This window comes from Plantibacter sp. MCCC 1A11337, from assembly GCF_013349365.1.
Classification (GTDB): domain Bacteria; phylum Actinomycetota; class Actinomycetes; order Actinomycetales; family Microbacteriaceae; genus Plantibacter; species Plantibacter flavus_A.
The window spans coordinates 232,381-259,002 of sequence record NZ_JABJWX010000003.1; the positions used below are offsets into that span (position 1 = coordinate 232,381).

Consider the following 26,622-nt stretch of genomic DNA (forward strand, 5'->3'; position numbering starts at 1 on the left):
CCGAGTCTGCTTCGGCCGCTGAGTCTGTTCCGGTCACCGAGCCGGTTCCGGTCGCCGGGGCAACCCCGGTCACTGAGTCTGTCGAAGTGCGCCCGACGCCCGTGCCGACCGCCGCCCTGTTTCCGGTCGATGGGGCGACCCCGGTCACTGAGCCTGTCGAAGTGCGCCCGACGACCGTGCTGACCGCCGCCCTGTTTCCGGTCGATGGGGCAACCCCGGTCACTGAGCCTGTCGAAGTGCGCCCGACGACCGTGCTGACCGCCGCCCTGTTTCCGGTCGATGGGGCGACCCCGGTCACTGAGCCTGTCGAAGTGCGCCCGACGACCGCCCCATCTTCGCCCGACGAGGGTGTCGACGTGCGCGCCAGGTCGTTCGCACCTCCACCCGGCCGCGACCCCGGTCTGCGGGCGCTAGCCGCCCGGTTCAGAGAGTCGATCCGGGGCATCAGTACCGCAGACGGATCGCTCGACACCACGCGCACGCGCCTCGCCGAGGTCCTCGGTGTGCTCCCACGACCGGTGCAGCCCGAGCCGCCCCAGGAGCTCGGCCGCTGGACCCGCGACGGCGTCGACGGGGTCGAACTCCGCTGGTCGACCGGGTTCGGTGTGCCGACGTCGGCGTGGCTCCTGCGTCCGGCCGGCGAGACGAGCCCGCTCCCGGGCGCGCTGGCGCTGCACGACCACGGCGGTTTCACGCGCGTCGGACGGGAGAAGCTCGCGGACGGACCCGACGGTGTCCCTGCCACGACGTCCGTGTCACGGGAGGAGTTGCAGGCGTTCCGCGACCGCTACTACGGAGGCCGCGCCGTCGCGTCCGACCTCGCGCGCGACGGGTTCGCCGTGCTCGTGCACGATGCGTTCGGGTGGGGATCACGGCGGATCCCGGACGAGGCCGTCGCCGAACGCTTCCATCGAACCGTCGACCTGCAGCTCGCCGGTCGTCGGTTCGCGTCGGTGCAGCGCGGGGAGCAGCCCGCGGCGGTGTCGCCCGGGCAGCGGTCCGAGCTTCTCGCGGCGGCCAACGAGCCGCAGCTCGCGAAGGAGCTGGGCGTCCTGGGCACGTCGCTCGCCGGTCTCGTCCTCCGCGACGACCTCATCGCGCTCGACCAGCTGGCGGCCGCGCCCGGGGTCCGTTCCGGAGCCGTCTCGTGCTTCGGTCTCTCCGGCGGCGGTGCCCGGGCCGTTCTGCTCGCAGCCATGGACGACCGGATCCGCGCTGCCGGCGTGGTCGCGATGATGTCGACGTTCGACGGGGTGCTCGACGGGCATGCCGATCAGCACTCGTGGACGTTCCTGTCACCAGGACTGTCACGGGTCGGCGACTGGCCGGAGCTCGCCTCTCTGCGCCCCCGTTTGCCGCTCCTCGTCCAGTACGCCGAGCACGATGAGCTCTTCGAGCCGGCCGGCATGCGTGATGCCCACGCGATGCTCACTGAGCGGTACCGGTCCGGTGGCGAGCGCTCGGCCTACACGGGCACGTTCCATGACGAACCGCACAGCTGGTCGGCCTCGATGCAGGCCGAGCTGCGCGCCTGGCTTACCGCCGCCCTCGCCTGACCGACCCTGGTCCCGTCCCCGACTCAGGAGACGTCCGGTGTGTCGGGGCTGGGCTGGGGCGGCACGCCGGGAGAGTCCTGAGTCGGGGACGGTGGTCGCGGTGTTCGTCATTCAGGACGGAGGCGGTGTGTCGGGCCCGGGGCGGGTGCTGTGGCTCACGGCGCGCCGGGTGCGTCCTGAGTTGTGAACGTGGGTGGATGTGGGTGGTGGGGTGTCCCCAACTCAGGAGACGTCCGGTGTGTCGGGGCTGGGCTGGGGCGGCACGCCGGGGGAGTCCTGAGTCGGGGACGGGTAGGACGGCGGTCAGGCGCGGGCTGGGACGGGCAGCTCCAGGACGCCGTCGACGCGGCGGGGGAGACGCAGCGGGTTCGCCTCGTGCAGGGCCTCGGGGAGCACACGCTCGGGTGCGTCCTGGTAGACGATCGGACGCTGGAAGCGGCGCACCGCCGACGCGCCCACCGAGGTGTGGAGCGAGGTCGTCGCCGGCCACGGTCCGCCGTGGTGCTGCGCCCAGCCGACCGCGACACCCGTCGGCCAGCCCCCGAAGAGCACTCGCCCGGCGATCGGCTCGAGCCGCGACACGAGACCGGCGATGTCCTCACCGGGCGCCGCGTGCACGGTCGCCGTGAGCGCGCCACCGACTTCGGCCAGGACCGCGTGCAGCTCGGCGTCGTCCGCGACCTCGATGACGAGCGTCGCCGGCCCGAAGATCTCCTCGAGCAGGACGTCGGGCGCGTCGAGGACCGTCACGGCGGTGGTCGCGAGGACGGTCGGAACGCCGGAATCCGCAGCCGCCGTCCCGCCGCCGAGGAGCGTCCGCACCCCGGGATGGCCGGCGGCGCGAGCGGTGCCCGCGGCGTACGACTCGGCGATGCCCGGCGTCAGCATGCGCCCGGCGACGGTGTCCGCCGCGGCCTGCGCGACGAGCTCGGCGAACCCGCTGCCGCTCGGCACGAGCACGAGACCGGGGTTCGTGCAGAACTGCCCCACACCGAGGGTGAACGACGCCGCCAGTCCGCGCGCGAATTCACCTGCCGCCTCGCCCCGCAGTGCGGCCTCGGTGATGACGACGGGGTTCGTGCTGCCGAGCTCGCCGTAGAACGGGATCGGGGCCGGCCGCTGCGACGCGAGGTCGAACAGAGTGCGCCCGCCGGCGAGTGAGCCGGTGAACCCGACCGCGGTGATCGCCGGGTGCTGCACGAGGGCGGTGCCCTGCTCGCGACCCTCGACGAGCGCGAACGTGCCGTCCGGGGCGCCGGCCGAGCGCAAGGCCTCGGTGACGATCGTCGCGGTCAGTCGCGAAAGCCGCGGGTGGGCGGAGTGCGCCTTCACGATGACCGGACATCCGGCAGCCAGGGCTGACGCCGTGTCGCCACCGGCGACCGAGAACGCGAACGGGAAGTTGGACGCGCTGAAGACCGCGACCGGCCCCGTCGGCCGGAGCATGCGTCGCAGCTCCGGCTTGGGCGGGGTGGCGGAGGCATCGGCGTGGTCGATGACGACCTCGAGGAATGCGCCGTCGCGGAGGACGGCGGCGAACAGCCGCAACTGGCCCGTCGTCCGCGCGACCTCGCCCGCGAGGCGCGCGGTCCCGAGGCGGGACTCCTCGTCGGCGAGTGCGACCAGCTCGTCGACCCGTCCGTCGAGGGCGTCGGCGACGGCCTCGAGCCAGGCGGCGCGGGTCGAGGGCACAGTGGATGCGAGCTCGGAGGAGGCCGCGCCTGCTGCCGCAGCGACCTCGTCGACGGTCGGAACGGCGGCACGTCCCGCATCGGACGCGGCGTCGCCAGTGTGACCTGCGGGCAAGACGGTGTCGCCGCCGTGGCCCACGCTGCTGCTGCTGCTGCTGCTGTCGGCGACGTCGATACGTCCGCGGACGCTGTCCGAATCGTCGGTGCGCGACCTGGCGGGGGTGGTGCGGTCGATCGTGCCGGTGCTGTGGTCGGTGTCGTGCATGGTGATGGCTCCTCGGGGATGCGGATGCGGCTGGTGGAGATCGGGCGAGTGGCGGATCGGGCGGCGGACGGGTCAGTGCGCGACAGGAGCGCTCTCGGCGATCCGGTCGCGGATGACGAATCCGAGGCCGGGTCGCTGCTCGACCTGCACCAGTCCGTCCGCGACGGTGACCGGTCCGGGCGGATCGATGGCGCCGATGGCCACGAAGCCCGCGTCCTCGACGTCCTCGACCTCGGTGACCTGCGGGAGGGCGAGGGCGAGCTGCCCGGAGAGGTCGGGGAGCAGATGCGGCGCGAGCGTCAGCCCGGCGTCGTCGACGAGCGCGGCGATCGCGAGGAAGGGGGTGATGCCGCCGACGCGCACCACGTTCGGTTGCAGGACGTCGGCGACGCCACGGTCGACGAGGTCGCGGAACCGGTGGATCGTGTGCACGTTCTCGCCCAGAGCGATCGGGATGTCGGTCGCCTGACGCAGCCGTTCGTACCCCGCGGTGTCGTCGGAGCGCAGCGGCTCCTCGATCCACGCCGGGTCGACGACGCCGAGCCGTTCCAGGGACGAGACCGCGCGGTCGACGTCCCAGCGCTGGTTCGCGTCGATCATGAGCCGGCGGTCCGGTCCGAGCAGTTCGCGCACCATCGTCACGCGGTCGACGTCCTCGGCGAGGTCTGGCTTGCCGACCTTGATCTTGACGGCGTCGTAGCCCGCCGCGATCCACCGCTCGACCTGCGCGGCGAGCGAGGCGGCGTCGAGGTGGAGGTTCACGCCACTGCCGTACGCCCGGACCGTGTCGCGTCGACGGCCGAGGAGGTCGGAGAGCCCGAGACCGGCCCGTCGCCCACGGAGGTCCCAGAGCGCGGTGTCGAGCCCGGCGAGCGCGATCGTGGTGATCCCGCCACCACCGGCCTCGTGCAGATGCGCCCACAGTCGGGGCCAGAGCGCTTCGGGGTCGGTCGTCGCTCCGAGGGCGGTGGCCGTGATGTCGTCGTCGAGCAGCGCGCGGACGGCCGTCGCTCCAATCGTCGGTGTCCACGTGAAGCCCGAGCCGGTCGCCCCCTCGGCGTCGACGACGTCCACGCGGATGAGATGCAGCCACGGCGCCTCGGGCACCCAGGGGCGCGGCATGGTGAACCGGCCGAGCGAGGTGGTGATGGAGGCGATCCCCGGCATCGTCAGCGCCCTGCGACCAGCGTCGCGTGCTCGGCGACGAGGTCGGCGCCGGTCGCGAGCAGCGCCTCCAGGCGGTCGGTCTGCTCGGGGGTCGGATCGACGAAGGGCGATCGCACGGAACCGACCGGGAGGCCACCGAGCCGGACGCCGGTCTTGATGAGCGACACGGCGAAGCCGGGGGTCTCGTCGCGGAGGCCGACCAGTGGGCGGTAGAACTCGCGCAGCAGGCGTTCTCGGAGCGGCTCGTCGTGCTCGGTGTACGCGCGGTAGAACAGCGTCGCGAGCTCCGGCATCATGGCGAAGACGGCCGAGGAGTAGAGCGGGATGCCGATGCCGCGGTAGGCGGCCTGCGTGAGCTCGGCGGTGAGGAGGCCGTTGAAGAAGGCGAAGTCGTCTCGTCCCTCCTCGTGCACCGCCAGCACGATGTCCTGGGCGGCCGCGACGTCGCCGACGCCGTCCTTGAAGCCGACGACCTGCGGGTTGCGCGCGAGGTGGCGCATCGTCGCCGTCGTGTACCGGGCGTTGTTCCGGTGGTAGACGATCGCCGGGAGGCTCGTCGCCGAGAGGACGTCCTCGACGTACGCCTGCAGTCCGGCCGCCGGCCCGGAGACGAGGTACGGCGGCATGAGCAGGATCGCGTCGGCTCCCGCCTCCTCGGCCGCCGCGGCGAGTTCCTTCGCGGTCGCCACGCCTCCTCCGGCGCCACCGATGACCGGGACGGCGCCGTCGACGACCTCGACGGTCCGCCGGACGACGCGGGCGGCCTCCGACGGCGACATCGCGTGCAACTCGCCGGTGCCGCAGGCGGGGAACACCCCTCCGGGGCGGTGTTCGAGTCGCGACTCGAGGTGGGTGCCGAGGAGCCCCAGGTCGACCTCGCCCGCGGCGTCGAATGGGGTGATCGGGAAGTACAGGACGCCGTCGAAGGCGAGCGGTGCTGGCATGGTGGAGGTCCTCGTCATCGTGGGGCTGGGGCTGGAACAGGAATGGTGGCCGGCCGGCCGGTGTCGGCGGCGAGCAGATCGGTGAGCCTGGCCGCCTCGGCGGGGCTGAGCACGGATCGCCAGTCGTGCTCCGGCCGCCACCCGAGGTGGGCGGAGGCCTTCGCGCTGCTGAAGGCGGCGGCTCGGTCGACGAGTCCGTCGGCGAATCCGGCGGTGCTCGGGACGTGAGCGGGCAGCAGGGTGGACAGGGGCGCGAGGGCCAGTGCGTCGTCGGCACCGACGAAGTAGATCTCACCGGAGTGCCGGGCTTCCGCGCGATCGATCCAGGCGGCGACGAAGCGACCTGCGTCGCGCGCGTCCACGTAGTTGTACAGGGACACGGCTGCGAGGGCGGGATCGGCGAGCCGGTCGACGATGGTGTGCCCCTGCTGCGTCGGTGCGCCCTCCCACTCCTCCGGGGAGACGACGAAGCACGGCCGGAAGGCGCCGGTCACGACGGCGTCGCGGTGGGCTCGGGCGAGCATCGCGACCGTCGACTCGATCGCGACCTTCGACAGCGCGTAGGCGTTCCACGGGGCGACCCGGTGCTCCTCGGTGATGGGGAGCGCCTCGGGCATCCACCCGTGCGGGGCGCCGTAGCCGATGACGGTCGGGCTGCTCGCGGCCAGCAGCCGGGTGGCTCCGGCGGCGATCCCCGCGGTGAGGGCGGTGAAGGCGAGCGTCTGGTTGGTCGACAGGATGACGTGCTCCGGCGCGCTGAAGGGCACGGCGATCGCCGCCAGGTGCACGACCGCGTCGGGCCGCAGGGCGGCGAAGAGCTCATGGGTGGCGTCGTGGTCGAGGAGGTCCGCGGTCCGGCCCTCGACGCCGGGGAGCCCGGGGTCGGTCCGATCGACGGAGATGACCTCGTGGCCTGCTTCGGTGAGGGCGCTCGCGACGCTCCGCCCGAGTCGTCCTGCGCCGCCGGTGACGATGATGCGCATCGGTGTCCTCTCTGACCACGTCCGGATCGACCAGGCCGACCGCGCTGACCAAGAAACCGGTTTCTCGGGGTGAGCCTATAGGATGATTGACGACGGCACCACCCATGATGAGTTGGACGAGGACGTATGAGCAACCGGTTCCCCACTGCTGGCCCGACGCCGACGATCTCGGACGTCGCCGTGCAGGCGGGCGTCTCGAAGGCCACCGTGTCGCGCGTGCTCAACGGCAAGGCCACCGTCGACGCGGCGATCGCCGACCGCGTCCTCGCCGCGGTCGACGCCCTCGGCTATCGACCGAGCATGCTGGCCCGAAGCTTGTCGCTCGGCCGCACGAACACCATCGGGGTGGTCGTGCCCGACCTCGAGAACCCGATGTTTCAGGAGATCCTGCGCGGGGTCACCCGGGCCGCGGCGGCCGACGGCTACCGCGTCCTCGTGACCGACACCGAGGAGGACCCGGCCGACGAGGCGGCGGCGGCCCGCGAAGCCCGTCGTCGCTGCGACGCGATCGTCCTCTGCTCGCCCCGCCTGGCCGAGCCGGAGCTTCGAGCGCTCCTCGCGGAGCTGCACCCGGTCGTGCTCGTCAACCGCGAGCTCGCCGACTCGCCCGTTCCATCGGTGTCCATCGACTACGCGAGCGGCATGGAGCAGGTGCTCGCCGAGCTGCACGCACTCGGGCACCGGCACATCCTGTACCTCGCCGGGCCCGCCGCGAGCCAGGGCGATCGCCTCCGACGGGTCGGTATCGCCCGCGCCCGCTCGGACCTCGGCGATCTTTCCGTCGACATCGTGACGGCCGGCTCTGCGCTGGTGGACGGCGCGGCGGTCGTCGAGACGGTGGTGCAGCACGACGCGACCGCCGTCGTCGCCTTCAACGACCTCGTCGCCCTCGGGCTCGTCTCGGCGCTCCGCGGTGCCGGTGTGTCCGTCCCCTCGGCGCTCAGTGTGGTCGGCTTCGACGACATCCCGTTCGCGGCGTTCGCGGTGCCGGCGCTCAGCACGGTGTCCGTCCCGCGGCGCGAGCTCGGTGCCGAGGCGTGGAGCAGACTGCGCGACACCATCGGCGGCGCGGACGGTGGACACCCGCTCGTCTTCCGACCGCGGTTCGTCGCCCGGGAGAGCACCGCAGCGCGCCCGGCCGCGAGTCCGCCGGTCTGGCACGGAACCGAGCAGCACCCCACGTCACCGGAGCTGACCGCCCGGCTCGGCGACCGCGAGGTCCTCGTCCTCCACGACGGCAGCGGCCTCGGACCGACCGACGCCCCGCGACCGTTCGCGCACCCCGTCACCTCGCTCGGTGGCAGCGTCGTCACGGAATCCGGCCCCGACGACCACCCCCACCATGTCGGGTTCTCGATGGCCGTCGCCGACGTCGACGGCGTTTCCTACTGGGGCGGTCGCACCTACGTCGCCGGGCAGGGGTCGACGATGCTCGACAACCACGGTGTCCAGCGCGTCACCGAGACCGAGGTGGACGCCGGTGTGCTGCATCAGTCCCTCGACTGGACCGGACGCGACGGGACGACGCAGCTGCGGGAGTCGCGCAGCACGGTCGTCGAGGCGTTCGCCCTGCCCGGATCCGATGTCGGGAGCGGGAGGTCGGCGCTCCGCGTCGCCGTCTCCAGCGTCCTGCAGACGACGGGATCGACGGTGACGATCGGATCGCCGGCGACGAACGGTCGTGAGGGCGCCGGGTATGGCGGATGGTTCTGGCGGCTGCCCGCGGACGCCAGACGGTCCGTCCTCAGCGCGGAGGGGCCAGAGGAGTCGACCGCGCACGACTCCCGTGCGGCGTGGGTCGCCTTCGTCCTCGACGCCGACGGTAGCGCCGACCCGGAGACGGGTGACTCGGCCGAGTCCGCCCCGACGCCGGCTCGACGCCCCACGACCGTCCTGTTCCGGCAGCCCGCAGCGAACGCCTTCCCCTGGTTCGTCCGTGCGGCCGAGTACCCGGGTGTCGGGGTCTCGCTCGCCGCCATCACCCGCACCGCCATCACCGCCGACACCCCGCTCGTCACCGGTCTGGAGGCGGTCGTCGTCGACGGCGCCCTGGACGCGGAACAGGCGGACGCCATCCACCGCGCGCTCCTCACGGCCGAGGAACGCCGCACCGAACCGCGCAGTACCGAACCGCGCAGCACAGGGAGTGACGCATGACCAGCACCGACCACACCACCGTCCCGACCGTCGTGGTCGTCGGGATCCACGGCCATGGCGCCAGCCACGTGGCGGCAGCCAGGGCGCTCGCCGCGACCGGCGCGATCCGCCTCGTCGGCCTCGTCGACCGGACCTTCACCGAGGAGGACCGCGCCACCGGGGACGCGCCGCTCCGCGGTTCACTCGAGGAGTGCTTCGCCGACGGGCGGGTGGACGTGGTCATCCTCTCGACGCCGATCCACACGCACCTGGACCTCGCCGTCGCCGCCCTCGAGCACGGCGCCGACGTCCTGCTCGAGAAGCCGCCGGTGACCTCGAACGACGAACTCGACCGGTTGGAGGCCACCGCCGCCCGGACCGGCGGTCTCGTGCAGGTCGGGTTCCAGAGCCTCGGGTCCCACGCGATCGGCGAGATCGCGGACGTCGTCGACAGCGGGGAGATCGGGGCCGTCACAGCGCTCGAGGCGCGGGGCACCTGGGTCCGCACCGTCGGGTACTGGACGCGTGCCGCGTGGTCGGGCAGGCGCTCGCTCGACGGTGTGCCCGTCGTGGACGGTGTCGTCACCAACCCCCTCGCGCACGCGGTCCAGACCATGCTGCGGCTCGGCGGTACGACCGACCGTGCGGCGATCGCCACCATCGACCTCGATCAGTACCGGGCAAACGACATCGAGGCCGACGACACCTCGGTCGTCCGCATCACCCCACAGCGCGGTCCGGTCATGACGGCGGCGCTCACCCTGTGCGCGCAGGCGACGACCGACCCGGTGGTCACGGTGCGCGGGGAGCTCGGCTCGATCCGGTTCCACTACACGCGCGACGAGGTCGAGGTGGTCGTCGACGGTGTCACCCGGCGACGCTGGACCACAGGCCGGACCGAGCTGCTCCCCGACCTCCTCCGCGCGCGCGAGGCGGTCCGGGCGGGTCAGGACGCCGCACTCGTCAGCTCCCTGGCCGACGCGTCCGCCTTCACCGCCGTCCTCGACGCGGTCCGATCGGCCCCAGCGCCGCACCCCATCCCCGCTGATCTCGTCGAGTGGTTCGGGACGGGCGACGAGCGCCGCCCGGTGATCCCGAGAATCGAGGAGCTCGTGGCCGAAGCGGCCGCCACCGGCAGCACCTTCGCCGAACTCGGGGCCGATTGGGCCCGGCGATGAACGACGAGCGACCCGGGCCGGACGAGGACGACCGCCGGCGCAAGCACGCCCGGCTCGTGTCGCTCCTGGAGGCCCGCGGAGCAGGCACGATCGTGCTGCGGTCCGCCGCCGCGGTCAGCTGGTACCTCGACGGCTCGCGCGTCCATGTGAGTCTCGCGGCCGACCCGATCGTCGCGGTCGTGGTCTCGCCGGGCGACGCGTGGCTCGTCGCGACCTCCAACGAGGTGGACCGGCTGCAGGCCGAGGAGCTGCCCGACATCCGCGTTCGGACGGTGCCGTGGCACACGCCGATCGACACGGTGCTGCCGAGTGGGGACGGGGTGCTGCAGGAGTCCGACGTCGCCGCCGAGCTTCGGGCGGCGCGTGCGTCGCTCCTCCCTGCCGAACTCTCGCGGTTCCGTTCGCTCGGGCGGGCGACGACGTCGGCGCTCGAGACGCTCGTCGACGAGGTCGCTCCTGCCTGGACGGAACGCGAGGTCGCCGCTGACCTCGCCGGGCGCCTCGTCGCGGCCGGGATCGACCCTCTCGTCCTCCTCGTCGCCGGGGAGCACAGACTCGCCCATCGACACCCGCTGCCGACCGAGGGGCGACTCGGTTCCCGGGCCATGGTCGTCGCCTGCGGCCGCCGCGACGGGCTCATCGTGAACCTCACGCGGTGGTTCGACGAGGGCGGCACCCCGGCCGAGCCGTTCGCCACCGACATGCAGCGCATCCGGGCCGTCGAACGTGCCTATCTCGACGCCACCGTGCCGGGTGCCTCGCTCGCCGACATCCTCCGGACGGGGAGTGCCGCTTACGCCGAGCAGGGCTTCGACGCCGAGGAGTGGACGGAACACCATCAGGGCGGTGCGGCCGGCTACGCGGGACGCGATCCGCGCGCCACGCCTGGGGCGAGCGATGTCGTCCAGCCCTGGCAGGCCTTCGCCTGGAACCCGACCGCACCCGGCGTGAAGGTCGAGGACACCGTCGTGGTCACGCCGGACGGTGTCGAGGTGCTGACGACGAGCTCGGCCTCGACCCACCAGATCCCGTCCACCGTGGGAGGCTGAAGACATGACCCAACACATCGTCATCGCACCTGACTCGTTCAAGGGCACGGCGACCGCCGCGGAGGTCGCCGAGGCGATCGCCGACGGGTGGCGGACCGTCCGACCGGATGACCTCCTGCAGTCGCTTCCCATGGCCGACGGCGGCGAGGGCACGCTCGACGCATTCGCGGCCGCCGTCCCTGGAGCGCGTCGGCACCCGATCACGGTCACCGGCCCGGTCGGCGACCCGGTGGACGCCGAATGGCTCGAGTTGCCCGACGGCTCCGCGGTCGTGGAACTGGCGCAGACGAGCGGGCTGACCCTCCTCGACCCCCTGCAGCCGTTCGCAGCGCACACCGTCGGCTTCGGCGAGGCCATCGCAGCCGCGCTCGACCACGGTGCGCGACGACTGCTGCTCGCGATCGGCGGAAGCTCCAGCACGGACGGCGGAGCCGGACTCCTGTCCGCGCTGGGGGCCCGGTTGATCGACTCCGACGGCGGTTCGACGGCGCACGGCAATGCGGGGCTGGCGACCCTGGACCGGATCGACACCACCGGCCTCCGCGCGCTGCCGGCCGACGGTGCGGTCATCCTCAGCGACGTGACCAACCCGCTGCTCGGCGACCGCGGCGCCGCAGCGGTGTTCGGACCGCAGAAGGGGGCAGACGCCACGGACGTCCCCGTCCTCGACGCGAACCTCGCGCGGTTCGCGCGTCGAGCCCAGGACGCCTTCGGCCAGGACCTCGCTGACGCGGCAGCGGTCGAACCCGGCGCCGGTGCCGCGGGCGGTGCGGGCTTCGGCCTCCTCGTGTGGGGAGCCACCGCCACCTCGGGCGCGGGTGGTGTCGGTGAGGCGATCGCCCTCACGGAAGCGGCCGCCGCGGCGTCGATCGTGATCACGGGCGAGGGCCGCTTCGACGACCAGACGGCCGACGGCAAGGTCGCATCCTGGGTCGCGGGGCTCGCGGCGGACCGGACCATGCTCGTCGCCGGAGCGATCCAGGCGCCCACCGAGGGGATCTTCCTCGCGGCGGCCTCGCTCACGGAGCTGGCCGGCGGCGTCGAGGCGGCGATGGCCGAACCGCTCGTCCACCTGCGTGCGGCAGGGGCGGCACTGGCCACCCAGTACCGCCCCTGATCACGTCACCTGGCGGTGACGTACGTCAAGCGGTGACGTCGATGAGGACCTTCCCGACCGTGTCGTCCTCGACGGCGGCGTGGGCCGCAGCCGTCTCGGCGAGCGGGAACACCGTCAGCGCCAGACCGTGGTCTTCGCCGACGTGGAGCGCGCCGTCCTCGATCGCGGCGGTGATGTCCTCAGCGGCGGCGTGGAGTGCGGCGTCGCCGACCGTGTACAGCAGCATGAACTGGAGCCGTGTGTTGAGCCCCATGTGCGGACGGATGTCGAGCGTGATCGAGTCACCGCCGTTGTTCGCGTAGCTGACGACCGTGCCGCGCGGGGCGAGCACCGCCTGGTCGAGGGGGAGGTTCTGCGCGATCGCGACCTCCACGACGAGGTCGACGCCGTCGGGCGCCACCTCGCGGATCGCCGCGGCGGTGTCGCCCTCGCGGTAGTTCACGACGTGGTGCGCTCCCGCGGCGGTCGCGAGGCGGGCCTTCTCGTCGCTGCTGATGGTGCTGATCACCGTCGCGCCCGCCCAGCGCGCGAGCTGGATCGCGGCATTGCCGACGGCGCCGGCGCCACCCTGGACGAGGACCGTCCGGCCGTCGAGGGCACCGGGGGTGAGGCGGGTCGGACCATCCTGCGCGACGGTGAGTGCACGGTGCGCGGTCATCGCGGGGACACCGAGGCTGGCGCCGAGTTCGAAGGACGCGGCGTCGGGCAGGGGGACCACACGGGAGGCGGGCTGGACCGTGAACTCCTGGGCCGTGCCCAGCGGGCTCTCGTGTGCAGCGAGGTACACCCAGACGCGGTCGCCGACGGCGAAGGTGGTCGTGGTCGCGTCGCCGGCAGCGGGGCCGACCGCGTCGATCACGCCGGCACCGTCGAGGTTCGGGACGACCTCGGGGAACGGCATGCCACCCGAGGGGCCGCCGCCGCGCCTGGTCTTCCAGTCGGTCGGGTTGACGCCGGAGAACGCGAGCTTGACGCGGACCTCGCCGGGGCCGGGCTCGGGGAGCTCGCGCTCGACGAGGTGGAGGACGGACGGGTCACCGTTGGTGGAGTAGACGATCGATCGCATACCGTCGCCAACGTCTCCGCCCCGCGGAAGATTCCGTGGTGGCACTTCGACAGGCTCAGTGACCGATGGAGGTCGGCTCAGTGACTGATGGAGGTCGGCTCAGTGACCGGTGGAGGTCGGCCCACTGACCGGTGGAGGTTCGGCCCACTGACCGGGGCGGGGATACGCGTTCCCTGAGCTTGTCGAAGGGCCCCCGGGGTGGCGTTGCGGTTCGGGAGGCTCCGGTGTGTGGCACTTCGACAGGCTCAGTGACCGGGGGATGTTCGCTCACTGACCGGTGGGGGTCGGCTCGGTGGCCGGCGGAGGTCGGCCCCGGGACCGGGGGAGGTCGCCTCGGGCACCGCCTCAGGCTCGGGCGGCGTACTGCTCCCGGGCGATCCCGGACGCGTCGGCAGCGACCGCCCGAACCGCACCGTCGCCGGCCCCCACCGCGGCCCACACCGGCCTGGTGCCGCTGAGCACCCAGGCCGCCTGCACCGCTGCGCCGTCGGCGACGTACTCCCCGGGTGCCGGCACGACGACCGGGACGTCGAAGACCTCGCGCGCGATCGCCTGCACCGCCGGGTTCTGCGCCGCTCCGCCGATGAGGAGGACCCGTTCCGCCGTGACGCCCTGCGCAAGCACCGCGTCGAGACCGTCGGCGAGTCCGCAGAGCAGCCCCTCGATCGCCGCCCGGGCGAGCCCCTCGCGCGTCGTCGACTCCAGGGTCATGCCGAAGAGGGTCGCCGTGGCGTCCGGCCGGTTCGGGGTGCGCTCACCCTCGAAGTACGGCTGGAGCACGAGACCGCGCGCCCCGGCCGGGGCCTCGAGCGCGAGTCGACCGAGTTCCGCGTGGTCGACGCCGAGCAGCGCGGCCACCGCGTCGAGGATCCGGGCGGCGTTGAGCGTCGCGATGAGCGGCAGGAACGCGCCGTCGGCGGAGGCGAACCCGGCGACGGTGCCCGAGCTGTCGCGGACCACGGCCGGCGTCACGGCGAACACCGTCCCGCTCGTCCCGATCGACACGACGACGTCGCCGGCCGTCGCCCCGAGCCCGAGGGCGGCTCCCGCGTTGTCACCGGCGCCCGCCCCGATGACGGTGTCCGGCCCGATGATGCCACCGTCGACACCGGTGCCGGCCGACTCCTCCGGCGCGAGCACACGCGGGAGGATCGCATCATGGCCGAGCGCTGCGACGAGTAACTCGCGGTCGTACTCACCGTCGGCGGGCGACCAGTACCCGGTGCCGGAGGCGTCGGATCGGTCGGTCGTCAGTTCGGCGAGGTCCGCGCCGAGTGGGCTCTCGTCGGTTGGGCCGAAGCCGCGCAGACGCCAGCTCAGCCAGTCGTGGGGGAGCGCGACGGCGGCGACCTCGGCGGCGTTCGCGGGTTCGGCATCGCGCAGCCAGCGCAGCTTCGTGATCGTGAAGGAGGCGACGGGGACGCACCCCGTCCGCTGGGCGAGTTCCGCAGCGCCGAACTCCGTGATGAGGTCCGTCGCGGCCTGCGCGCTCCGGGTGTCGTTCCAGAGGAGTGCCGGACGGATGACGCGTCCGTCGACGTCGAGCGCGACCATGCCGTGCTGCTGCGCCGCGACCGACACCGCGGCGACATCTGCCAATCCGCCTGCGGCGGAGGCCGCCTCCTGCAGCGCCTGCCACCACGCGGCCGGGTCGACCTCGGTGCCGGCGGGGTGCGCCGCACGTCCTTCGCGGACGAGTGCTCCCGTCTCGGCGTCGCGGATGACGACCTTGCAGCTCTGGGTGGACGAATCGATGCCGGCGACGAGCGTCATCGCTCTCCCTGTTCTCGGTGGTGGGCGGTCGGGTGACCGCCGGGTCTGCTGTGGGGGTGGAACGCGGAACGGCGTTCCGCCCCCGATCCTCTCGGATCGGGAGACGGAACGCCAGGTTCGCGGGTGTCGGCTAGCGCGCGCCCATGAGGTGGTCGACGGCCAGCTGCTGCAGGCGGACGAACCCGAAGCCCTTGCCGCCGAAGTAGGCGTCGGCGTCGAAGTCCTCGTACGACGAGCGGTCGGCGAGCAGCTGCTCGACGGTCTCGCCGGGGTTGAGCGTCGGCTCGCGCAGCTCGGGCACGCGGGCGGCGGCCAGCGCCTCCTGCACCTCGGGGTCGGCGCGGAACGCCTCGGCGCGCTCCTTGAGCAGCAGGTACATGCGCATGTTGGCGGCTGCGGAGTCCCACACGCCCGTGATGTCCTCGGTGCGGCTCGGCTTGTAGTCGAAGTGCCGCGGGCCGTCGTACGCGGGGCCGCCGTTCACGCCACCGTGCTCGAGGAGGTCGACGAGCGAGAACGCGTTCTGCAGGTCGCCGTGACCGAAGACGAGGTCCTGGTCGTACTTGATGCCCCGCTGGCCGTTGAGGTCGATGTGGTAGAGCTTGCCCTGATACAGCGCCTGGGCGATACCGGCCGTGAAGTTCAGGCCCGCCATCTGCTCGTGGCCGACCTCGGGGTTGATGCCGACGAGCTCCGGGCGCTCGAGGGTCTCGATGAACGCCATCGCGTGGCCGAGCGTCGGGAGCAGGATGTCGCCGCGGGGCTCGTTGGGCTTCGGCTCGATCGCGAAGCGGATGTCGTAGCCCTTGTCGGTGACGTAGTCGCCGAGGAAGTTGACGGCCTCGCGGTAGCGCTCGAGCGCCGCCTGCACGTCCTTCGCGGAGTCGTACTCGGCGCCCTCGCGGCCGCCCCACATGACGAAGGTCTTGGCACCGAGCTCGGCGGCGAGATCGAGGTTGCGGAGCACCTTGCGGAGGGCGAAGCGTCGGACGGCGCGGTCGTTCGAGGTGAAGCCGCCGTCCTTGAAGACGGGCGCGCTGAACAGGTTGGTGGTCACCATCGGCACGATGACGCCGGTGTCGGCGAGCGCCTGCTTGAGGCGGTCGATCTGCTTCTGGCGTTCGGCGTCGGTCGAGCCGAAGGCGAAGAGGTCGTCGTCGTGGAAGGTGAGGCCGTAGGCGCCGAGGTCGTTCAGGCGGGTGACGGCCTCGACCACATCGAGGTCGGGGCGGGTGGGGCCACCGAACGGGTCGGTCCCGTTGTAGCCGATCGTCCAGAGGCCGAAGGAGAACCGATCGGCTTTGGTGGGGGTGAGGCTCATGCGTGCAGTCCTTCAACGTCGTTGGTGAGTGGATGATTTGTTGTTAACCACAACTTATAGTCGAGACTAGCAGATCGTCGGCCTCGCGTCACCGGTCGAAGGTCGCGAAATATTTCGTTAGCATGGGCAGAACTTCTCGCTGGAGAGACGGCCGTCCGGCCCGACGGAGCGGGATCGGAGGACTCGGATGAGCGACGACCTCGCGGTGCAGACCGCTGGACCCGGTGCCGTTGGCGGACGCGCGACCCTGTCGCGCATCGCCAGGGAGGCCTCCGTGTCGGTGTCGACCGCCTCGAAGGTGCTCAACGGGCGGCCGGGGGTGTCGCCGGACACCCGGGAGATCGTCGAACGGCTGCTGGACCGCCACGGGTACAGTCGCCGCGGTGCCGAGCTCGCGCAGGGCTCGCTCATCGAGCTCGTCTTCGAGTACATCGACAGCTCGTGGTCGCTCGAGATCATCCGCGGTGTCGAGAAGGTCGCGCGCCAGCACGGCATGAGCGTCACCCTCACCGAGACGGGCGCTCGGCGTTCGACCGGTGAGGGTTGGGTCGAGAGCATCATCTCGCGGAAGCCGGTCGGGGTCATCCTCGTGTTCTCGGACATCGACCCGGCGTACCGGCGCCAGCTCCACACGCGCAACATCCCGGTCGTCGTGGTCGACCCGGCGGGGGACCCGGGCCCGGAGGTCGCCGCCATCGGCTCCACGAACTGGTCCGGCGGGATGGCCGCGACGCGCCACCTCATCGAGCTCGGTCACCGCAGGATCGGCCTGATCTCGGGCCCGCAGGACCTCATGTGCTCGCGGGCGCGGGTCTCCGGCTACCGGTCCGCGCTCGAGGAGGCCGGGATCCCGCTCGACGAGACGATCCTGCGCCGCGGGGAGTTCATCCCGGAGGCCGGACGCGTCCTGGCGCTCGAACTGCTGCAGCTCGAGGACCGGCCGACCGCGATCTTCGCCGGCAACGACATGCAGGCGTTCGGCGTCTACGAGGCGGCGCGCTCGCTCGGGATCTCGATCCCGGAGCAGCTGTCGGTCGTGGGGTACGACGACGTCCCGCCGGCCAAGTGGGTCGGCCCGGCTCTCACGACCATCCGGCAGCCGCTCATCGAGATGGCCGAGGAGGCGACCCGCCTGGTGCTGAAGCTCCGCTCCGAGACGGTCGACAACATCCGCCTCGACCTCGCCACCTCCCTCGTCGTCCGGGGTTCGACCGCTGCCCCGCCCACCCCCTAGCCCGCGAACTGTCACTCGCCGCTAGTCCCGGCGGTCGGGACTGTGCCGGAGTGACAGTTCGCGGGTAAGGGTGGGGGTGGACGGGCTGGTGATGGGTGCGAAAAGTTTCCAATGCGGGATAGGGAAGTTGCGGGGGAACAGGCGGCGGGGCTAGCTTCAGGGCACCGCAGCGAAGCGATCCGGAACCCCGGGGCCGCAGCTGCGCGAGCAGCTCGGGAGCGTTGCACATGGCGGGAAGCGGACGGCCGGAACTCCGGGTCGCGATGGTCGGATACGGCTTCATGGGAGCCGCACACTCGCAGGCCTGGCGCACCGCACCGCGCTTCTTCGACCTCGACGCGGAACCGGTCATGGCGACGATCGTCGGCCGCAACGCCGAAGCACTCGAAGCGGCCCGCGTGAAGTTCGGCTGGGAGTCGGCCTCGACCGACTGGCGGAGCGTCATCGCCGACCCGTCCATCGACATCGTCGACGTCTGCACGCCCGGCTCCTCGCACGTCGAGATCGCGATCGCCGCCCTCGAAGCCGGCAAGCACGTCCTCTGCGAGAAGCCGCTCGCCAACAGTGTCGAGGAGGCGGAGCTGATGGTCGCCGCGGCCGAGGCGGCGAGGGCCCGCGGCGTCCGCTCCATGGTCGGCTTCAGCTACCGTCGTGTGCCCGCCATCGGGTACGCCCGCCAGCTCATCGCGGCGGGCGCGCTCGGTGACGTCCGTCAGATCCGCGCGCTCTACCTCCAGGACTGGCTGAGCGACGCGGAGGGCCCGATGACGTGGCGCCTCGACAAGGACCAGGCCGGCTCCGGCTCGCTCGGTGACATCGGCGCGCACGCCATCGACCTCGTGCAGCACCTGACCGGTGCCCGACTCGACACCGTCAGCGGGACGCTCGCCACCTTCGTCACCGAGCGACCGCTCCTCGGTGAGACCGTCGGCCTGAGCGGGACCGCCTCGGAGGAACGCGGCGCGGTCACCGTCGACGACGCCGCCTGGTTCACCGCGAAGCTCACGGGCGGACTCGCGGACGGCGCGATCGGTGCCTTCGAGGCCACCCGCTACGCGACCGGCCGGAAGAACGCGCTCCGCATCGAGCTGAGCGGCTCCCGCGGAGCCATCGCCTTCGACCTCGAGCGGATGAACGAGCTCGAGGTGTACGACGCCACCGCTCCTGCCGGTAAGCAGGGCTTCACGCGCATCGTCGTCACCGAGCCGGAGCACCCGTACATGGCCGCCTGGTGGCCGACCGGTCACGGCATCGGCTACGAGCACCCGTTCTCGCACCAGGTGCGCGACCTCGTCCAGGCCATCACCGCCGGCACCGATCCCGAGCCGTCCTTCGCCGACGGGCTGCAGGTCCAGCGGGTCCTGCGTGCCGTCGAGTCGAGTGCGGCGAACGGCAGCGCCTGGACACCCACCGACTGATCCGTCCCCATCGCACCATCAGCAGCAGCACCCACCAAGGAGAGAACGCAATGACGCTTCGTACTTCATCCCGCCGTCGGACCCGACTGGCCGCAGTCGCCCTCGGCGTCTCGGCCCTCATGCTCGGCGCGACCGCCTGCTCCAGCGGCGGCGGCGCCCCGAGTGGCAGTGCCACCCTCTGGGGCCTCACCGGCACCGACGAGGACACCGTCCTCGGCCCGTCGCTCAAGGAGTGGAACGCCGCCAACGCCGACGGCCAGGTCGCCGCGACCTACTTCCAGAACGACGCCTACAAGACCAAGATCCGCACGGCCGTCGGCGCGGGCAGCGCTCCGACCATCATCTACAGCTGGGCGGGCGGCACCCTGAACTCCTATGTGGACGCCGGCAAGGTCGCCGACATCACCTCGGAGACCGCGGACGCGAAGGGCAAGTTCCTCGAGTCCGTCTGGAACCAGGGCGTCATCGACGACAAGGTCTACGCGGTGCCGATGAACGCCACCACGCCGATCATGTTCTACTACAACAAGGACGTCCTGAAGGCCGCCGGGGTCGAGGTCCCGACGAACTTCGACGAGATCGTCGACGCCATCCCCAAGCTCAAGGCCGCAGGCGTGGCCCCGTTCTCGCTCGCCGGTGCCTCCAAGTGGCCGTCGCTCATGTGGGAGGAGTACCTCGTCGACCGCGTCGCCGGACCCGAGGCCTTCAACAAGATCATGGCTGGCGAGGCCGACGCGTGGAGCGACCCCGGCATCATCGAGGCGAACGAGAAGATCCAGGAGCTCGTGAAGGCCGGCGCGTTCGTCGACGGCTACGCCTCGGTCACCGCCGACAGCAACGCCGACGTCGCCCTGCTCTACACGGGCAAGGCCGCGATGATGCTCCAGGGCGCCTGGGTCATGACGACCTTCAAGCAGCAGGCGGCCGAGTTCGCCGAGAAGGGTCTCGGTTACACGACCTTCCCCGCTGTCACGGGTGGCAAGGGCGACCCGTCGAACATCGTCGGCAACCCGTCCGGGTACTTCTCCATCTCCGCCTCGGCGACGAAGGAGCAGAAGGCCAGCGCGCTGAAGTACCTCACCGAGGGCGTGTTCGACAAGGGCTACATCGACCGCATGGTGAAGGCCGGCCAGGTGCCGCCCATCACCGACATCGACTCCGAGATCGCGGACGCCGGCGGCGACTTCGGCACGACCGTCTACGACCTGACGAAGAACGCGAAGAACTTCCAGATGTCGTGGGACCAGGCGCTCCCACCGGCACAGGCGACCGCGCTGCTGACGAACCTCGACCAGCTGTTCAACCTGCAGATCACCCCGCAGGAGTTCTCCGACAACATGAACAAGACGATCGGACAGTGATCTCCCGATGACCGTCACCCGTCCATTGAACGGGGCCCGAGGGGCCGGTGCGGCAGCGATGCGCCGCCGCACCGGCCCCAGCGGCTGGATGGTCGCGCCGGCGCTGGGCTTCTTCCTCGTCTTCGCGATCATCCCGCTCATCGTCGCCCTGTACCTGAGCTTCACCCGCTGGGATGCGATCACCGACCCCGCGTGGGTCGGCCTCGACAACTGGGCTTCCGTCCTCGTCGACCCGGTCGCGATTGACGCCCTCGTCCTCACCCTCAAGGTCATCGTGATCTCCTGGATCGTCCAGACCCCGATCAGCCTGCTGCTCGGGACCTGGACCGCCGGCAAGCAGCGCAACCGGGCCGTCCTCGGCGCGATCTTCTTCCTGCCGCTCCTGCTGTCGTCGGCGGCGACGGCCATCGCGTTCAAGGCGATCCTCGACCCGAACTTCGGCCTGTCGGCGTCGCTCGGCATCCCGTTCCTCAAGCAGGACTGGCTCGGCAACCAGCAGCTCGTGCTCTTCGTCGTGATCTTCATCATCGCGTGGCAGTTCGTGCCCTTCCACACGCTCCTGTTCCAGGGTGGCGTGCGGCAGATCCCGGCGTCCCTCTACGAGGCGGCCGAGATCGACGGCGCGGGGACGGTCAAGCAGTTCTTCCACATCACGCTCCCGCAGCTGCGGTACACGCTCGTGACGTCGTCCACGCTCATGATCATCGGTTCGCTCACCTACTTCGACGTGATCTTCGTGCTCACCGGCGGCGTTCCGAGCGCCGGCACCCGCATCCTCCCGATCCTCATGTACGTGACGGGCTTCTCCGCGAGCCAGTTCGGGCAGGCGAGCGTCATGGCGATCATCCTGGCCGTCATCGGTCTCGCCATCGCCCTGCTGCTCACCAAACTGAGCGGCTTCGCCAAGATGGACAGTCAGCAGGAGGGCCTCTGATGTCAGCGACCAACCCACTCACGAAGCCCGGTGCGCTCCCGACCGGGAGCCTCGACACGGTCAGCGTCTCGACCGCCGGGTCCAAGCGCGGACGCCCGAGCGAGCACGAGACGCGCGGCAGGCGCCCCCGCGGTGCCCGCCGTAAGCCGAACATCATCGGCGGGATCGGCGCATGGATCTGGCTGCTCATCATCGTGCTGCCGATCTACTACATCGTCATCACGAGCGTGCGCCCGCAGGCCGGGTTCTTCTCGAGCAACCAGCTCATCCCGCCCACCGACCCGACCCTCGACGGCTACGCCCTCGTCCTGCAGAGCGACTTCTTCCTGTACCTCGGCAACAGCGTCGTCATCACCGTCGCGAGCGTCGCCGTCACCGTGTTCGTCTGCCTCATGGCCGCGTACGCGATCGTGCGCACCAACTCCCGGTTCACGCGGGGAGCGTTCTCGTTCTTCCTGCTCGGCCTCGCGATCCCGCTGCAGGCGACGATCATCCCGCTGTTCTACATGCTCAGCAAGGCGGGACTCTACGACACCCTCCTGGCGCTGATCCTGCCGTCGATCGGCTTCGCGGTGCCCGTCACCGTGCTCATCCTGTCGAACTTCATCCGCGACATCCCCAAGGAGCTGTTCGAGTCGATGACCGTCGACGGGGCGTCGAGCTGGCGGACCCTCGTCTCGCTCGTCCTCCCGCTCGCCCGGCCGGCGATCGTCACGGTCGCGCTCTACAACGCGCTCAACGTGTGGAACGGCTTCCTGTTCCCGCTCGTGCTCACGCAGTCGCCGAGCAACCGGGTGCTGCCGTTGTCGCTGTGGACGTTCCAGGGCTCCTTCAGCGTGAACGTGCCGGCCGTGCTCGCCGCCGTGGTGCTGTCGACCCTGCCGATCTTCATCCTGTACCTGTTCGGCCGACGCCAGTTGATCAGTGGCATGACCGCCGGCTTCAGCAAGTAGTGCCGGTCGCGAGTCGACCGGAGACGGAACCACCCCCTGAGAGGAACACATGACTGACAAGCAGGCGCTCGTGGTGCGAGGCGGCTGGGACGGGCACATGCCCGTCGAGACGACCGCGGCCTTCATCCCCTTCCTGGAGGCGAACGGGTTCACCGTCCGCGTCGAGGACGGGACCACCGTCTACACGGACACCGACTACCTCGACACGGTCGACCTCATCGTGCAGATCAACACGATGAACACCATCGAGCCGGAGGAGTTCGCCGGCCTGCAACGCGCCGTCCTGAACGGGACGGGCATGGCCGGTTGGCACGGAGGGATCGCGGACTCCTACCGCAACAACGCCGACTACCTCCACATGATCGGTGGCCAGTTCGCGCACCACGCCGGCAAGGACCCGGCCGAGCGGACGGGGGAGCAGTCCGACAACTACATCCCCTACACCGTCCACATCACCGAGTACGGCCGGACGCACCCCATCACCGAGGGGATCGAGGACTTCGACCTCGTCACCGAGCAGTACTGGGTGCTGAGCGACGAGTACAACGACGTCCTCGCGACGACGACGCAGGAGGTGCGGCCCTGGGACGCGTGGAACCGTCCCGTCACGGCGCCCGCCATCTGGACCCGCCAGTGGGGGAAGGGCAGGATCTTCGTGTCCGCGCCCGGCCACCGCATCGAGATCGTCGAAGACCCGAACGTCCGCACCATCATCGAAAGGGGCCTGCTGTGGGCAGCACGCTGAACGGGTCATCGGAGAGCACGGGAGGGTCCGTCCTCCGGGTCGGCGTCATCGGCGTCGGCAACATCTCGAAGCAGTACTTCGCCGAGTTCCCGAAGCTCCCGAACCTCGAGCTCGTCGTCGTCGCGGACCTCGACCTCGCCCGCGCCGCGGAGGTCGCCGCCGAACAGGGCGTGCGGTCGTCGAGCGTCGACGAACTGCTCGCCGACCCCGAGGTCGACGTCGTCCTGAACCTCACCATCCCGGCCGCGCACGCCGAGGTCGCGCTCCGGGCCCTCGAGGCCGGCAAGCACGTCTACGGGGAGAAGCCCCTCGCGCTGTCGACCGCCGAGGCACGACCGGTGCTCGAGCTCGCGGCGGCGAAGGGCCTCCGCGTCGGCAGCGCGCCGGACACCGTCCTCGGGTCCGGGGTCCAGACGGCGCTCGCCGTGCTCGACAGCGGCGCCATCGGTCGGCCGATCGCCGCAGCCGTCGCCTGGAGCGCCCCGGGACATGAGCTGTGGCACCCGGCCCCCGCGTTCTACTACCAGCCGGGTGGCGGACCGCTCCTCGACATGGGGCCGTACTACCTGACGAGCCTCGTGTCGTTCTTCGGTCCCGTCGTGCGGGTGTCGGGCGCGGTCGCGCGGTCGGATCGTGAGCGGTCGGTCGCGACCGGAGCGCTGGCCGGGACGCCGATCCCGGTGCACGAGGAGGTCGACACGCACGTCACCGCGATCCTCGAGCACGCGAACGGGGTGGTCTCGACCGTGACGGTCTCGTTCGAGGTGTGGGCGAGCCGCGTGCCGCTCTTCGAGGTCTACGGGACGGGCGGGACGGTCGCCGTGCCCGACCCGAACCGGTTCTCGGACCCGGTGGAGATCGCGACGGCCGACGACCGCACCTGGCGGGCTGTCCCCGACAGCGCCGGCTTCGTCGACGCCGGGCGCGGGGTCGGCCTGTCGGACCTGGCCGAGGCGATCGAACAGGACCGACCGCATCGGGCATCGGGCGACCTCGCGTTCCACGTGTTGGAGATCATGGAGGCGATCATCGTCGCCGGTCGTGAGCACCGCGTCGTGGAACTGACGAGCACCGTCTCCCGCCCGGCGCCGGTGCTGCAGCCCGCCTCCGTCGCCTGAGTTCCTCCCCTTCCCCCTGCCCGCGAACTGTCACTCGGCGCTGGTCCGGACGGCTGGAACTGTGCCGGAGTGACAGTTCGCGGGCAAGGGAGGGGACCGGATGGTGTGCGAGGATGGGCTGATCCGAGCACACATTTGGGGGAATGATGGCGTTCACACGAGCACACCGACGTCCGGTCGGCACCGTCCTGGCGATCGCAGCAGCACTCGCGTTGGCCGGATGCTCGGGCGGCGCGGGAGCATCGACGCCCGCACCGACCGAGACCGTCACCACGTCGGCCACGCCGACACCGTCGCCGACGCCGACACCCACCGGTCCCGACCTCGCCGATCCCACGTCCTGGATCGTGTCGTTCACCGGGCTCGGCCCGATCGAGGTCGGCGCACCGATCGAAGGCACGGCGTCGTTCATGACCGCCTTCACCGTCGCGACGCAGGAGGCGTGCCCGTGGGTGACCGCCTACGCCGCCGACGGGCTGCCCTCCGTCTGGCTCCCCGATCCGCAGAGCACCGGCGTCGTGGGCCAGATCGTCCTGCAGGCGTGGGGCGGGCCCGCGTCTGCGGCGGTTGGAGCCTCCCCGACGACCGCTGAGGGCGTGGGCGTCGGATCCACCCTCGAGGAACTCCGGACCGCCTACCCGGCGCTCACCGAGCAGCAGGGCAAGTACGCCGTGTTCTACGCCGTCACCGACGACGCCGGACACTGGATCAACTTCTCCGTGACCGACGACCTCGTCGACGGCATCGTGGTCCGCGACGAAGCGAAGATCGACAGCGAGTACTGCGGCTGATCCGCCTCAGCGGGCGACCGGGACGACCCGGACGTCCCTGAGCGCGCCGTCTTCGACCCACGCGGTCATCATCGTGCACTCCGGTTGACGACGGCGGTCCGTCGGCGACCCGGGGTTGAGCAGACGCAGGCCGGCGGGCGAAACCGAGTCCCACGGGATGTGGCTGTGTCCGAAGACCAGGACGTCGGTGTCGGGGAAGGCCTCGTCGGCCCGTCGCTCGCGACCGGTCGCCGCCCCCGTCTCATGGACCACGGCGAACCGCAGCCCGTCGAGTTCGAAGCGCGCGACCTCGGGAAGGCGCGCGCGGAGACCTGGGCCGTCATTGTTGCCGAAGACACCGACGAGGCGGGCAGCCCGGGCCTCGAGGGCGTCGAGGGTCGCCTCGTCGACCCAGTCACCCGCGTGGACGACGACGTCTGCTGCGTCGACGGCGGCCCAGGCCGCGTCCGGCAGGGCCTTCGCCCGCTTCGGCAGGTGGGTGTCGGCGAGGAGGAGCAGCGAGGTCGGCATGTTCCCACGGAAGCGGATCGCGCCGACCTCGTCAACCGGGTGGTGCCCCCGCGCCTGTCCACCGGCACGGGGGCCGGGCCGTGGACCCCCGTTCACGGACACTCCCGCAGGAGGGGCGACTAGGGTGATCCCATGCCCGCAACCGACCTTCGCTTCTCCGGGAGGATCGCCGGCTACGGCACCACGGGTGGCGTCCGCATCGTCCTCGGGCTCTGGTCCACCTCGCCGTTCGGCTCGTTCGCCGACGCGATGATCGAGGACTCCCGCGGCAAACGCCTGCTGCTCGCGCCGACCCAGGAGATCGCCGACTTCATCTCCTCCACGTACACCTTCGACGACGTCGAGATCGGCACCGTCGGCTGGACCCGCCTACCGACGGGGCTCCGCTTCGTGGGCGGTCCGCTCGACACGACCCTCCGCATCGGCGGGAGCTCTCCGCTCGGTCGTGCGCTCCGGGTCGTCCCCAAACCCGTGGCCGTGAACCCCGTCTGGCTGCAGACGATCGACCCCCTCGCCCGCGTGCTCCAACCCGGCGCCCGGACGGCGGGCTCCGCAGGCAACGGTCGACGCGAGTACTACGGCGTGACCGGCGCCCGCCGCATCACCGCCGCCACCGCGAGCTGGTCCGGTGCCGACCTCGGCACCCTCGCCCGACTCGACCCGCCCGTGCGCTTCGGCTTCGGCTCCGCGCCGGCCGACCCGCACCTCGTCGACATCGTGACCACGGTCCGCCAGCCCGCGTGAGCTGGTCGGGCGTCGCGCTGCTCACCCGCTAGCCGCTAGCCGGTGCCGGCGTCGCAGGAGGAGATCCGCGCGGTGGCAGGACGTCACTCACCCGAACGTCCTGGCGCCGTGCCGATCTCCTGCTCCCGCGCCGCGGACCATCCAGACGTCGACCTCGTCCTCGCGTTCGAGCGTGAAGCCGTGGCGCTCGTAGAGGCGGCGGGCCGGGCTGCCCTGCAAGACGTTCAGGCGGAACGGGCGCGGGTCGCCGTCGTCGGCCAGGAGCCATGCGAGCACCGCGGTGCCGAGGCCCGCGCCCTGGTGTTCGGGCGCCAGATAGAAGTGCTCCAGCCACCGCTCGTCGGGTTCCGGGCGGAGGGCGACCAGCCCGGCCGTGATGCCCTCGACCTCGATCACCGAGGTGTGTTCCGGTCGATATCCGCTGAGGAAGCGCTGACGCACGCGGGTCTCGTCGTAGCGACCGAGGCGCTCGAGGTCGGGTCGCATGACGACGGCACGCAACTCGACCATCCAGGTCGAGTCGTCGATGGTGGCGGGGCGGAGTGTCCAGGCGGCGGGCATCCGTCCA

Annotated in this window: 23 protein-coding genes; 14 read left to right on the forward strand and 9 right to left on the reverse strand. The window is 71.4% G+C overall.

Annotated features, from left to right (window positions below):
• Window positions 1-311 precede the first annotated feature (311 nt).
• Window positions 312-1,556: an acetylesterase gene (locus HOW07_RS12935; RefSeq protein ID WP_175117372.1), complete on the forward strand. Its 1,245-nt coding sequence runs from the start codon at window positions 312-314 to the stop codon at window positions 1,554-1,556.
• A gap of 303 nt (window positions 1,557-1,859) precedes the next feature.
• Here HOW07_RS12935 and HOW07_RS12940 read toward each other — a convergent pair whose 3' ends face one another.
• The 4 genes from HOW07_RS12940 to HOW07_RS12955 form a co-directional block, all read right to left on the reverse strand.
• Window positions 1,860-3,512 carry an aldehyde dehydrogenase (NADP(+)) gene (locus tag HOW07_RS12940; RefSeq protein ID WP_175117373.1) on the reverse strand — a complete coding sequence of 551 codons (1,653 nt, stop codon included), beginning with the start codon at window positions 3,510-3,512 and terminating at the stop codon, window positions 1,860-1,862.
• Window positions 3,513-3,584: 72 nt separating this feature from the next.
• Entirely contained in the window at window positions 3,585-4,679 is a 1,095-nt protein-coding gene (locus tag HOW07_RS12945; RefSeq protein WP_175117374.1) for a mandelate racemase/muconate lactonizing enzyme family protein, read from the reverse strand.
• A 2-nt stretch (window positions 4,680-4,681) separates the two neighbouring features.
• Window positions 4,682-5,623, reverse strand: a complete 942-nt coding sequence (locus HOW07_RS12950) for a 5-dehydro-4-deoxyglucarate dehydratase (protein WP_175117375.1) — start codon at window positions 5,621-5,623, stop codon at window positions 4,682-4,684.
• A 14-nt stretch (window positions 5,624-5,637) separates the two neighbouring features.
• The gene (locus HOW07_RS12955) at window positions 5,638-6,606 is read right to left on the reverse strand and encodes an NAD(P)-dependent oxidoreductase (RefSeq protein ID WP_175117376.1); all 969 of its coding nucleotides are present in this window, start codon (window positions 6,604-6,606) and stop codon (window positions 5,638-5,640) included.
• Between the two features lie 126 nt (window positions 6,607-6,732).
• Between HOW07_RS12955 and HOW07_RS12960 the strand changes: the two genes are divergently transcribed.
• From HOW07_RS12960 to HOW07_RS12975, 4 genes are read left to right on the forward strand one after another with little or no spacing between them, the layout of a single operon-like run.
• The gene (locus HOW07_RS12960) at window positions 6,733-8,763 is read left to right on the forward strand and encodes a DUF6807 family protein (protein WP_175117377.1); all 2,031 of its coding nucleotides are present in this window, start codon (window positions 6,733-6,735) and stop codon (window positions 8,761-8,763) included.
• Complete coding sequence (locus HOW07_RS12965) at window positions 8,760-9,920, forward strand: Gfo/Idh/MocA family protein (protein ID WP_175117378.1); 1,161 nt, start codon at window positions 8,760-8,762, stop codon at window positions 9,918-9,920. The genes HOW07_RS12960 and HOW07_RS12965 overlap by 4 nt, the downstream gene beginning before the upstream one ends.
• On the forward strand, window positions 9,917-10,969 hold the full coding sequence (locus tag HOW07_RS12970) for a Xaa-Pro peptidase family protein (RefSeq protein WP_121293753.1): 1,053 nt from the start codon (window positions 9,917-9,919) through the stop codon (window positions 10,967-10,969). Before HOW07_RS12965 ends, HOW07_RS12970 begins: the two co-directional genes overlap by 4 nt.
• A 4-nt stretch (window positions 10,970-10,973) precedes the next feature.
• Complete coding sequence (locus tag HOW07_RS12975; RefSeq protein WP_175117379.1) at window positions 10,974-12,086, forward strand: glycerate kinase; 1,113 nt, start codon at window positions 10,974-10,976, stop codon at window positions 12,084-12,086.
• A 25-nt stretch (window positions 12,087-12,111) separates the two neighbouring features.
• Here HOW07_RS12975 and HOW07_RS12980 read toward each other — a convergent pair whose 3' ends face one another.
• The 3 genes from HOW07_RS12980 to xylA all read right to left on the reverse strand — a co-directional run bounded on the left by HOW07_RS12980 (window position 12,112) and on the right by xylA (window position 16,246).
• On the reverse strand, window positions 12,112-13,152 hold the full coding sequence (locus HOW07_RS12980) for an NADPH:quinone reductase (protein ID WP_175117380.1): 1,041 nt from the start codon (window positions 13,150-13,152) through the stop codon (window positions 12,112-12,114).
• 345 nt (window positions 13,153-13,497) lie between these two features.
• Window positions 13,498-14,925, reverse strand: a complete 1,428-nt coding sequence (locus HOW07_RS12985; protein ID WP_175117381.1) for an FGGY family carbohydrate kinase — start codon at window positions 14,923-14,925, stop codon at window positions 13,498-13,500.
• Between the two features lie 130 nt (window positions 14,926-15,055).
• Window positions 15,056-16,246 carry a xylose isomerase gene (xylA, locus tag HOW07_RS12990; protein WP_064295008.1) on the reverse strand — a complete coding sequence of 397 codons (1,191 nt, stop codon included), beginning with the start codon at window positions 16,244-16,246 and terminating at the stop codon, window positions 15,056-15,058.
• Between the two features lie 187 nt (window positions 16,247-16,433).
• Between xylA and HOW07_RS12995 the strand changes: the two genes are divergently transcribed.
• From HOW07_RS12995 to HOW07_RS13030, 8 genes are all read left to right on the forward strand, one after another.
• On the forward strand, window positions 16,434-17,480 hold the full coding sequence (locus HOW07_RS12995) for a LacI family DNA-binding transcriptional regulator (RefSeq protein WP_175117382.1): 1,047 nt from the start codon (window positions 16,434-16,436) through the stop codon (window positions 17,478-17,480).
• Window positions 17,481-17,707: 227 nt separating this feature from the next.
• Entirely contained in the window at window positions 17,708-18,898 is a 1,191-nt protein-coding gene (locus HOW07_RS13000) for a Gfo/Idh/MocA family protein (protein ID WP_254628344.1), read from the forward strand.
• A gap of 50 nt (window positions 18,899-18,948) precedes the next feature.
• Window positions 18,949-20,259 carry an extracellular solute-binding protein gene (locus HOW07_RS13005; protein ID WP_071258843.1) on the forward strand — a complete coding sequence of 437 codons (1,311 nt, stop codon included), beginning with the start codon at window positions 18,949-18,951 and terminating at the stop codon, window positions 20,257-20,259.
• Between the two features lie 7 nt (window positions 20,260-20,266).
• Window positions 20,267-21,193: a carbohydrate ABC transporter permease gene (locus HOW07_RS13010; protein WP_071258845.1), complete on the forward strand. Its 927-nt coding sequence runs from the start codon at window positions 20,267-20,269 to the stop codon at window positions 21,191-21,193.
• Entirely contained in the window at window positions 21,193-22,146 is a 954-nt protein-coding gene (locus tag HOW07_RS13015) for a carbohydrate ABC transporter permease (RefSeq protein WP_175117383.1), read from the forward strand. The genes HOW07_RS13010 and HOW07_RS13015 overlap by 1 nt, the downstream gene beginning before the upstream one ends.
• Window positions 22,147-22,195: 49 nt before the next feature.
• On the forward strand, window positions 22,196-22,891 hold the full coding sequence (locus tag HOW07_RS13020; RefSeq protein WP_064295003.1) for a ThuA domain-containing protein: 696 nt from the start codon (window positions 22,196-22,198) through the stop codon (window positions 22,889-22,891).
• Window positions 22,876-24,009: a Gfo/Idh/MocA family protein gene (locus HOW07_RS13025; RefSeq protein WP_371743677.1), complete on the forward strand. Its 1,134-nt coding sequence runs from the start codon at window positions 22,876-22,878 to the stop codon at window positions 24,007-24,009. The genes HOW07_RS13020 and HOW07_RS13025 overlap by 16 nt, the downstream gene beginning before the upstream one ends.
• A 146-nt stretch (window positions 24,010-24,155) precedes the next feature.
• Entirely contained in the window at window positions 24,156-24,800 is a 645-nt protein-coding gene (locus tag HOW07_RS13030; RefSeq protein ID WP_175117384.1) for a hypothetical protein, read from the forward strand.
• A 6-nt stretch (window positions 24,801-24,806) separates the two neighbouring features.
• Here HOW07_RS13030 and HOW07_RS13035 read toward each other — a convergent pair whose 3' ends face one another.
• Complete coding sequence (locus tag HOW07_RS13035; RefSeq protein WP_175117385.1) at window positions 24,807-25,310, reverse strand: metallophosphoesterase; 504 nt, start codon at window positions 25,308-25,310, stop codon at window positions 24,807-24,809.
• Between the two features lie 132 nt (window positions 25,311-25,442).
• Between HOW07_RS13035 and HOW07_RS13040 the strand changes: the two genes are divergently transcribed.
• Window positions 25,443-26,054 (forward strand): hypothetical protein, encoded by a 612-nt coding sequence (locus HOW07_RS13040; protein ID WP_064295001.1) that lies wholly within the window; start codon window positions 25,443-25,445, stop codon window positions 26,052-26,054.
• Window positions 26,055-26,141: 87 nt separating this feature from the next.
• On the opposite strand, the gene HOW07_RS13045 is transcribed toward HOW07_RS13040, so the two are convergent.
• A complete protein-coding gene (locus HOW07_RS13045; RefSeq protein WP_175117386.1) occupies window positions 26,142-26,615 on the reverse strand; it encodes a GNAT family N-acetyltransferase in 474 nt (157 codons plus the stop codon).
• Window positions 26,616-26,622 lie beyond the last annotated feature (7 nt).

Bases quoted from the DNA above. Each gene is read 5' to 3' on its own strand.
- HOW07_RS12940 (WP_175117373.1), bottom strand. From the start codon at position 3,512: ATGCACGACACCGACCACAGCACCGGCACGATCGACCGCACCACCCCC.
- HOW07_RS12945 (WP_175117374.1), bottom strand. From the start codon at position 4,679: ATGCCGGGGATCGCCTCCATCACCACCTCGCTCGGCCGGTTCACCATG.
- HOW07_RS12950 (WP_175117375.1), bottom strand. From the start codon at position 5,623: ATGCCAGCACCGCTCGCCTTCGACGGCGTCCTGTACTTCCCGATCACC.
- HOW07_RS12955 (WP_175117376.1), bottom strand. From the start codon at position 6,606: ATGCGCATCATCGTCACCGGCGGCGCAGGACGACTCGGGCGGAGCGTC.
- HOW07_RS12960 (WP_175117377.1), top strand. From the start codon at position 6,733: ATGAGCAACCGGTTCCCCACTGCTGGCCCGACGCCGACGATCTCGGAC.
- HOW07_RS12965 (WP_175117378.1), top strand. From the start codon at position 8,760: ATGACCAGCACCGACCACACCACCGTCCCGACCGTCGTGGTCGTCGGG.
- HOW07_RS12970 (WP_121293753.1), top strand. From the start codon at position 9,917: ATGAACGACGAGCGACCCGGGCCGGACGAGGACGACCGCCGGCGCAAG.
- HOW07_RS12975 (WP_175117379.1), top strand. From the start codon at position 10,974: ATGACCCAACACATCGTCATCGCACCTGACTCGTTCAAGGGCACGGCG.
- HOW07_RS12980 (WP_175117380.1), bottom strand. From the start codon at position 13,152: ATGCGATCGATCGTCTACTCCACCAACGGTGACCCGTCCGTCCTCCAC.
- HOW07_RS12985 (WP_175117381.1), bottom strand. From the start codon at position 14,925: ATGACGCTCGTCGCCGGCATCGATTCGTCCACCCAGAGCTGCAAGGTC.
- xylA (WP_064295008.1), bottom strand. From the start codon at position 16,246: ATGAGCCTCACCCCCACCAAAGCCGATCGGTTCTCCTTCGGCCTCTGG.
- HOW07_RS12995 (WP_175117382.1), top strand. From the start codon at position 16,434: ATGAGCGACGACCTCGCGGTGCAGACCGCTGGACCCGGTGCCGTTGGC.
- HOW07_RS13000 (WP_254628344.1), top strand. From the start codon at position 17,708: ATGGCGGGAAGCGGACGGCCGGAACTCCGGGTCGCGATGGTCGGATAC.
- HOW07_RS13005 (WP_071258843.1), top strand. From the start codon at position 18,949: ATGACGCTTCGTACTTCATCCCGCCGTCGGACCCGACTGGCCGCAGTC.
- HOW07_RS13010 (WP_071258845.1), top strand. From the start codon at position 20,267: ATGACCGTCACCCGTCCATTGAACGGGGCCCGAGGGGCCGGTGCGGCA.
- HOW07_RS13015 (WP_175117383.1), top strand. From the start codon at position 21,193: ATGTCAGCGACCAACCCACTCACGAAGCCCGGTGCGCTCCCGACCGGG.
- HOW07_RS13020 (WP_064295003.1), top strand. From the start codon at position 22,196: ATGACTGACAAGCAGGCGCTCGTGGTGCGAGGCGGCTGGGACGGGCAC.
- HOW07_RS13030 (WP_175117384.1), top strand. From the start codon at position 24,156: ATGGCGTTCACACGAGCACACCGACGTCCGGTCGGCACCGTCCTGGCG.
- HOW07_RS13035 (WP_175117385.1), bottom strand. From the start codon at position 25,310: ATGCCGACCTCGCTGCTCCTCCTCGCCGACACCCACCTGCCGAAGCGG.
- HOW07_RS13040 (WP_064295001.1), top strand. From the start codon at position 25,443: ATGCCCGCAACCGACCTTCGCTTCTCCGGGAGGATCGCCGGCTACGGC.
- HOW07_RS13045 (WP_175117386.1), bottom strand. From the start codon at position 26,615: ATGCCCGCCGCCTGGACACTCCGCCCCGCCACCATCGACGACTCGACC.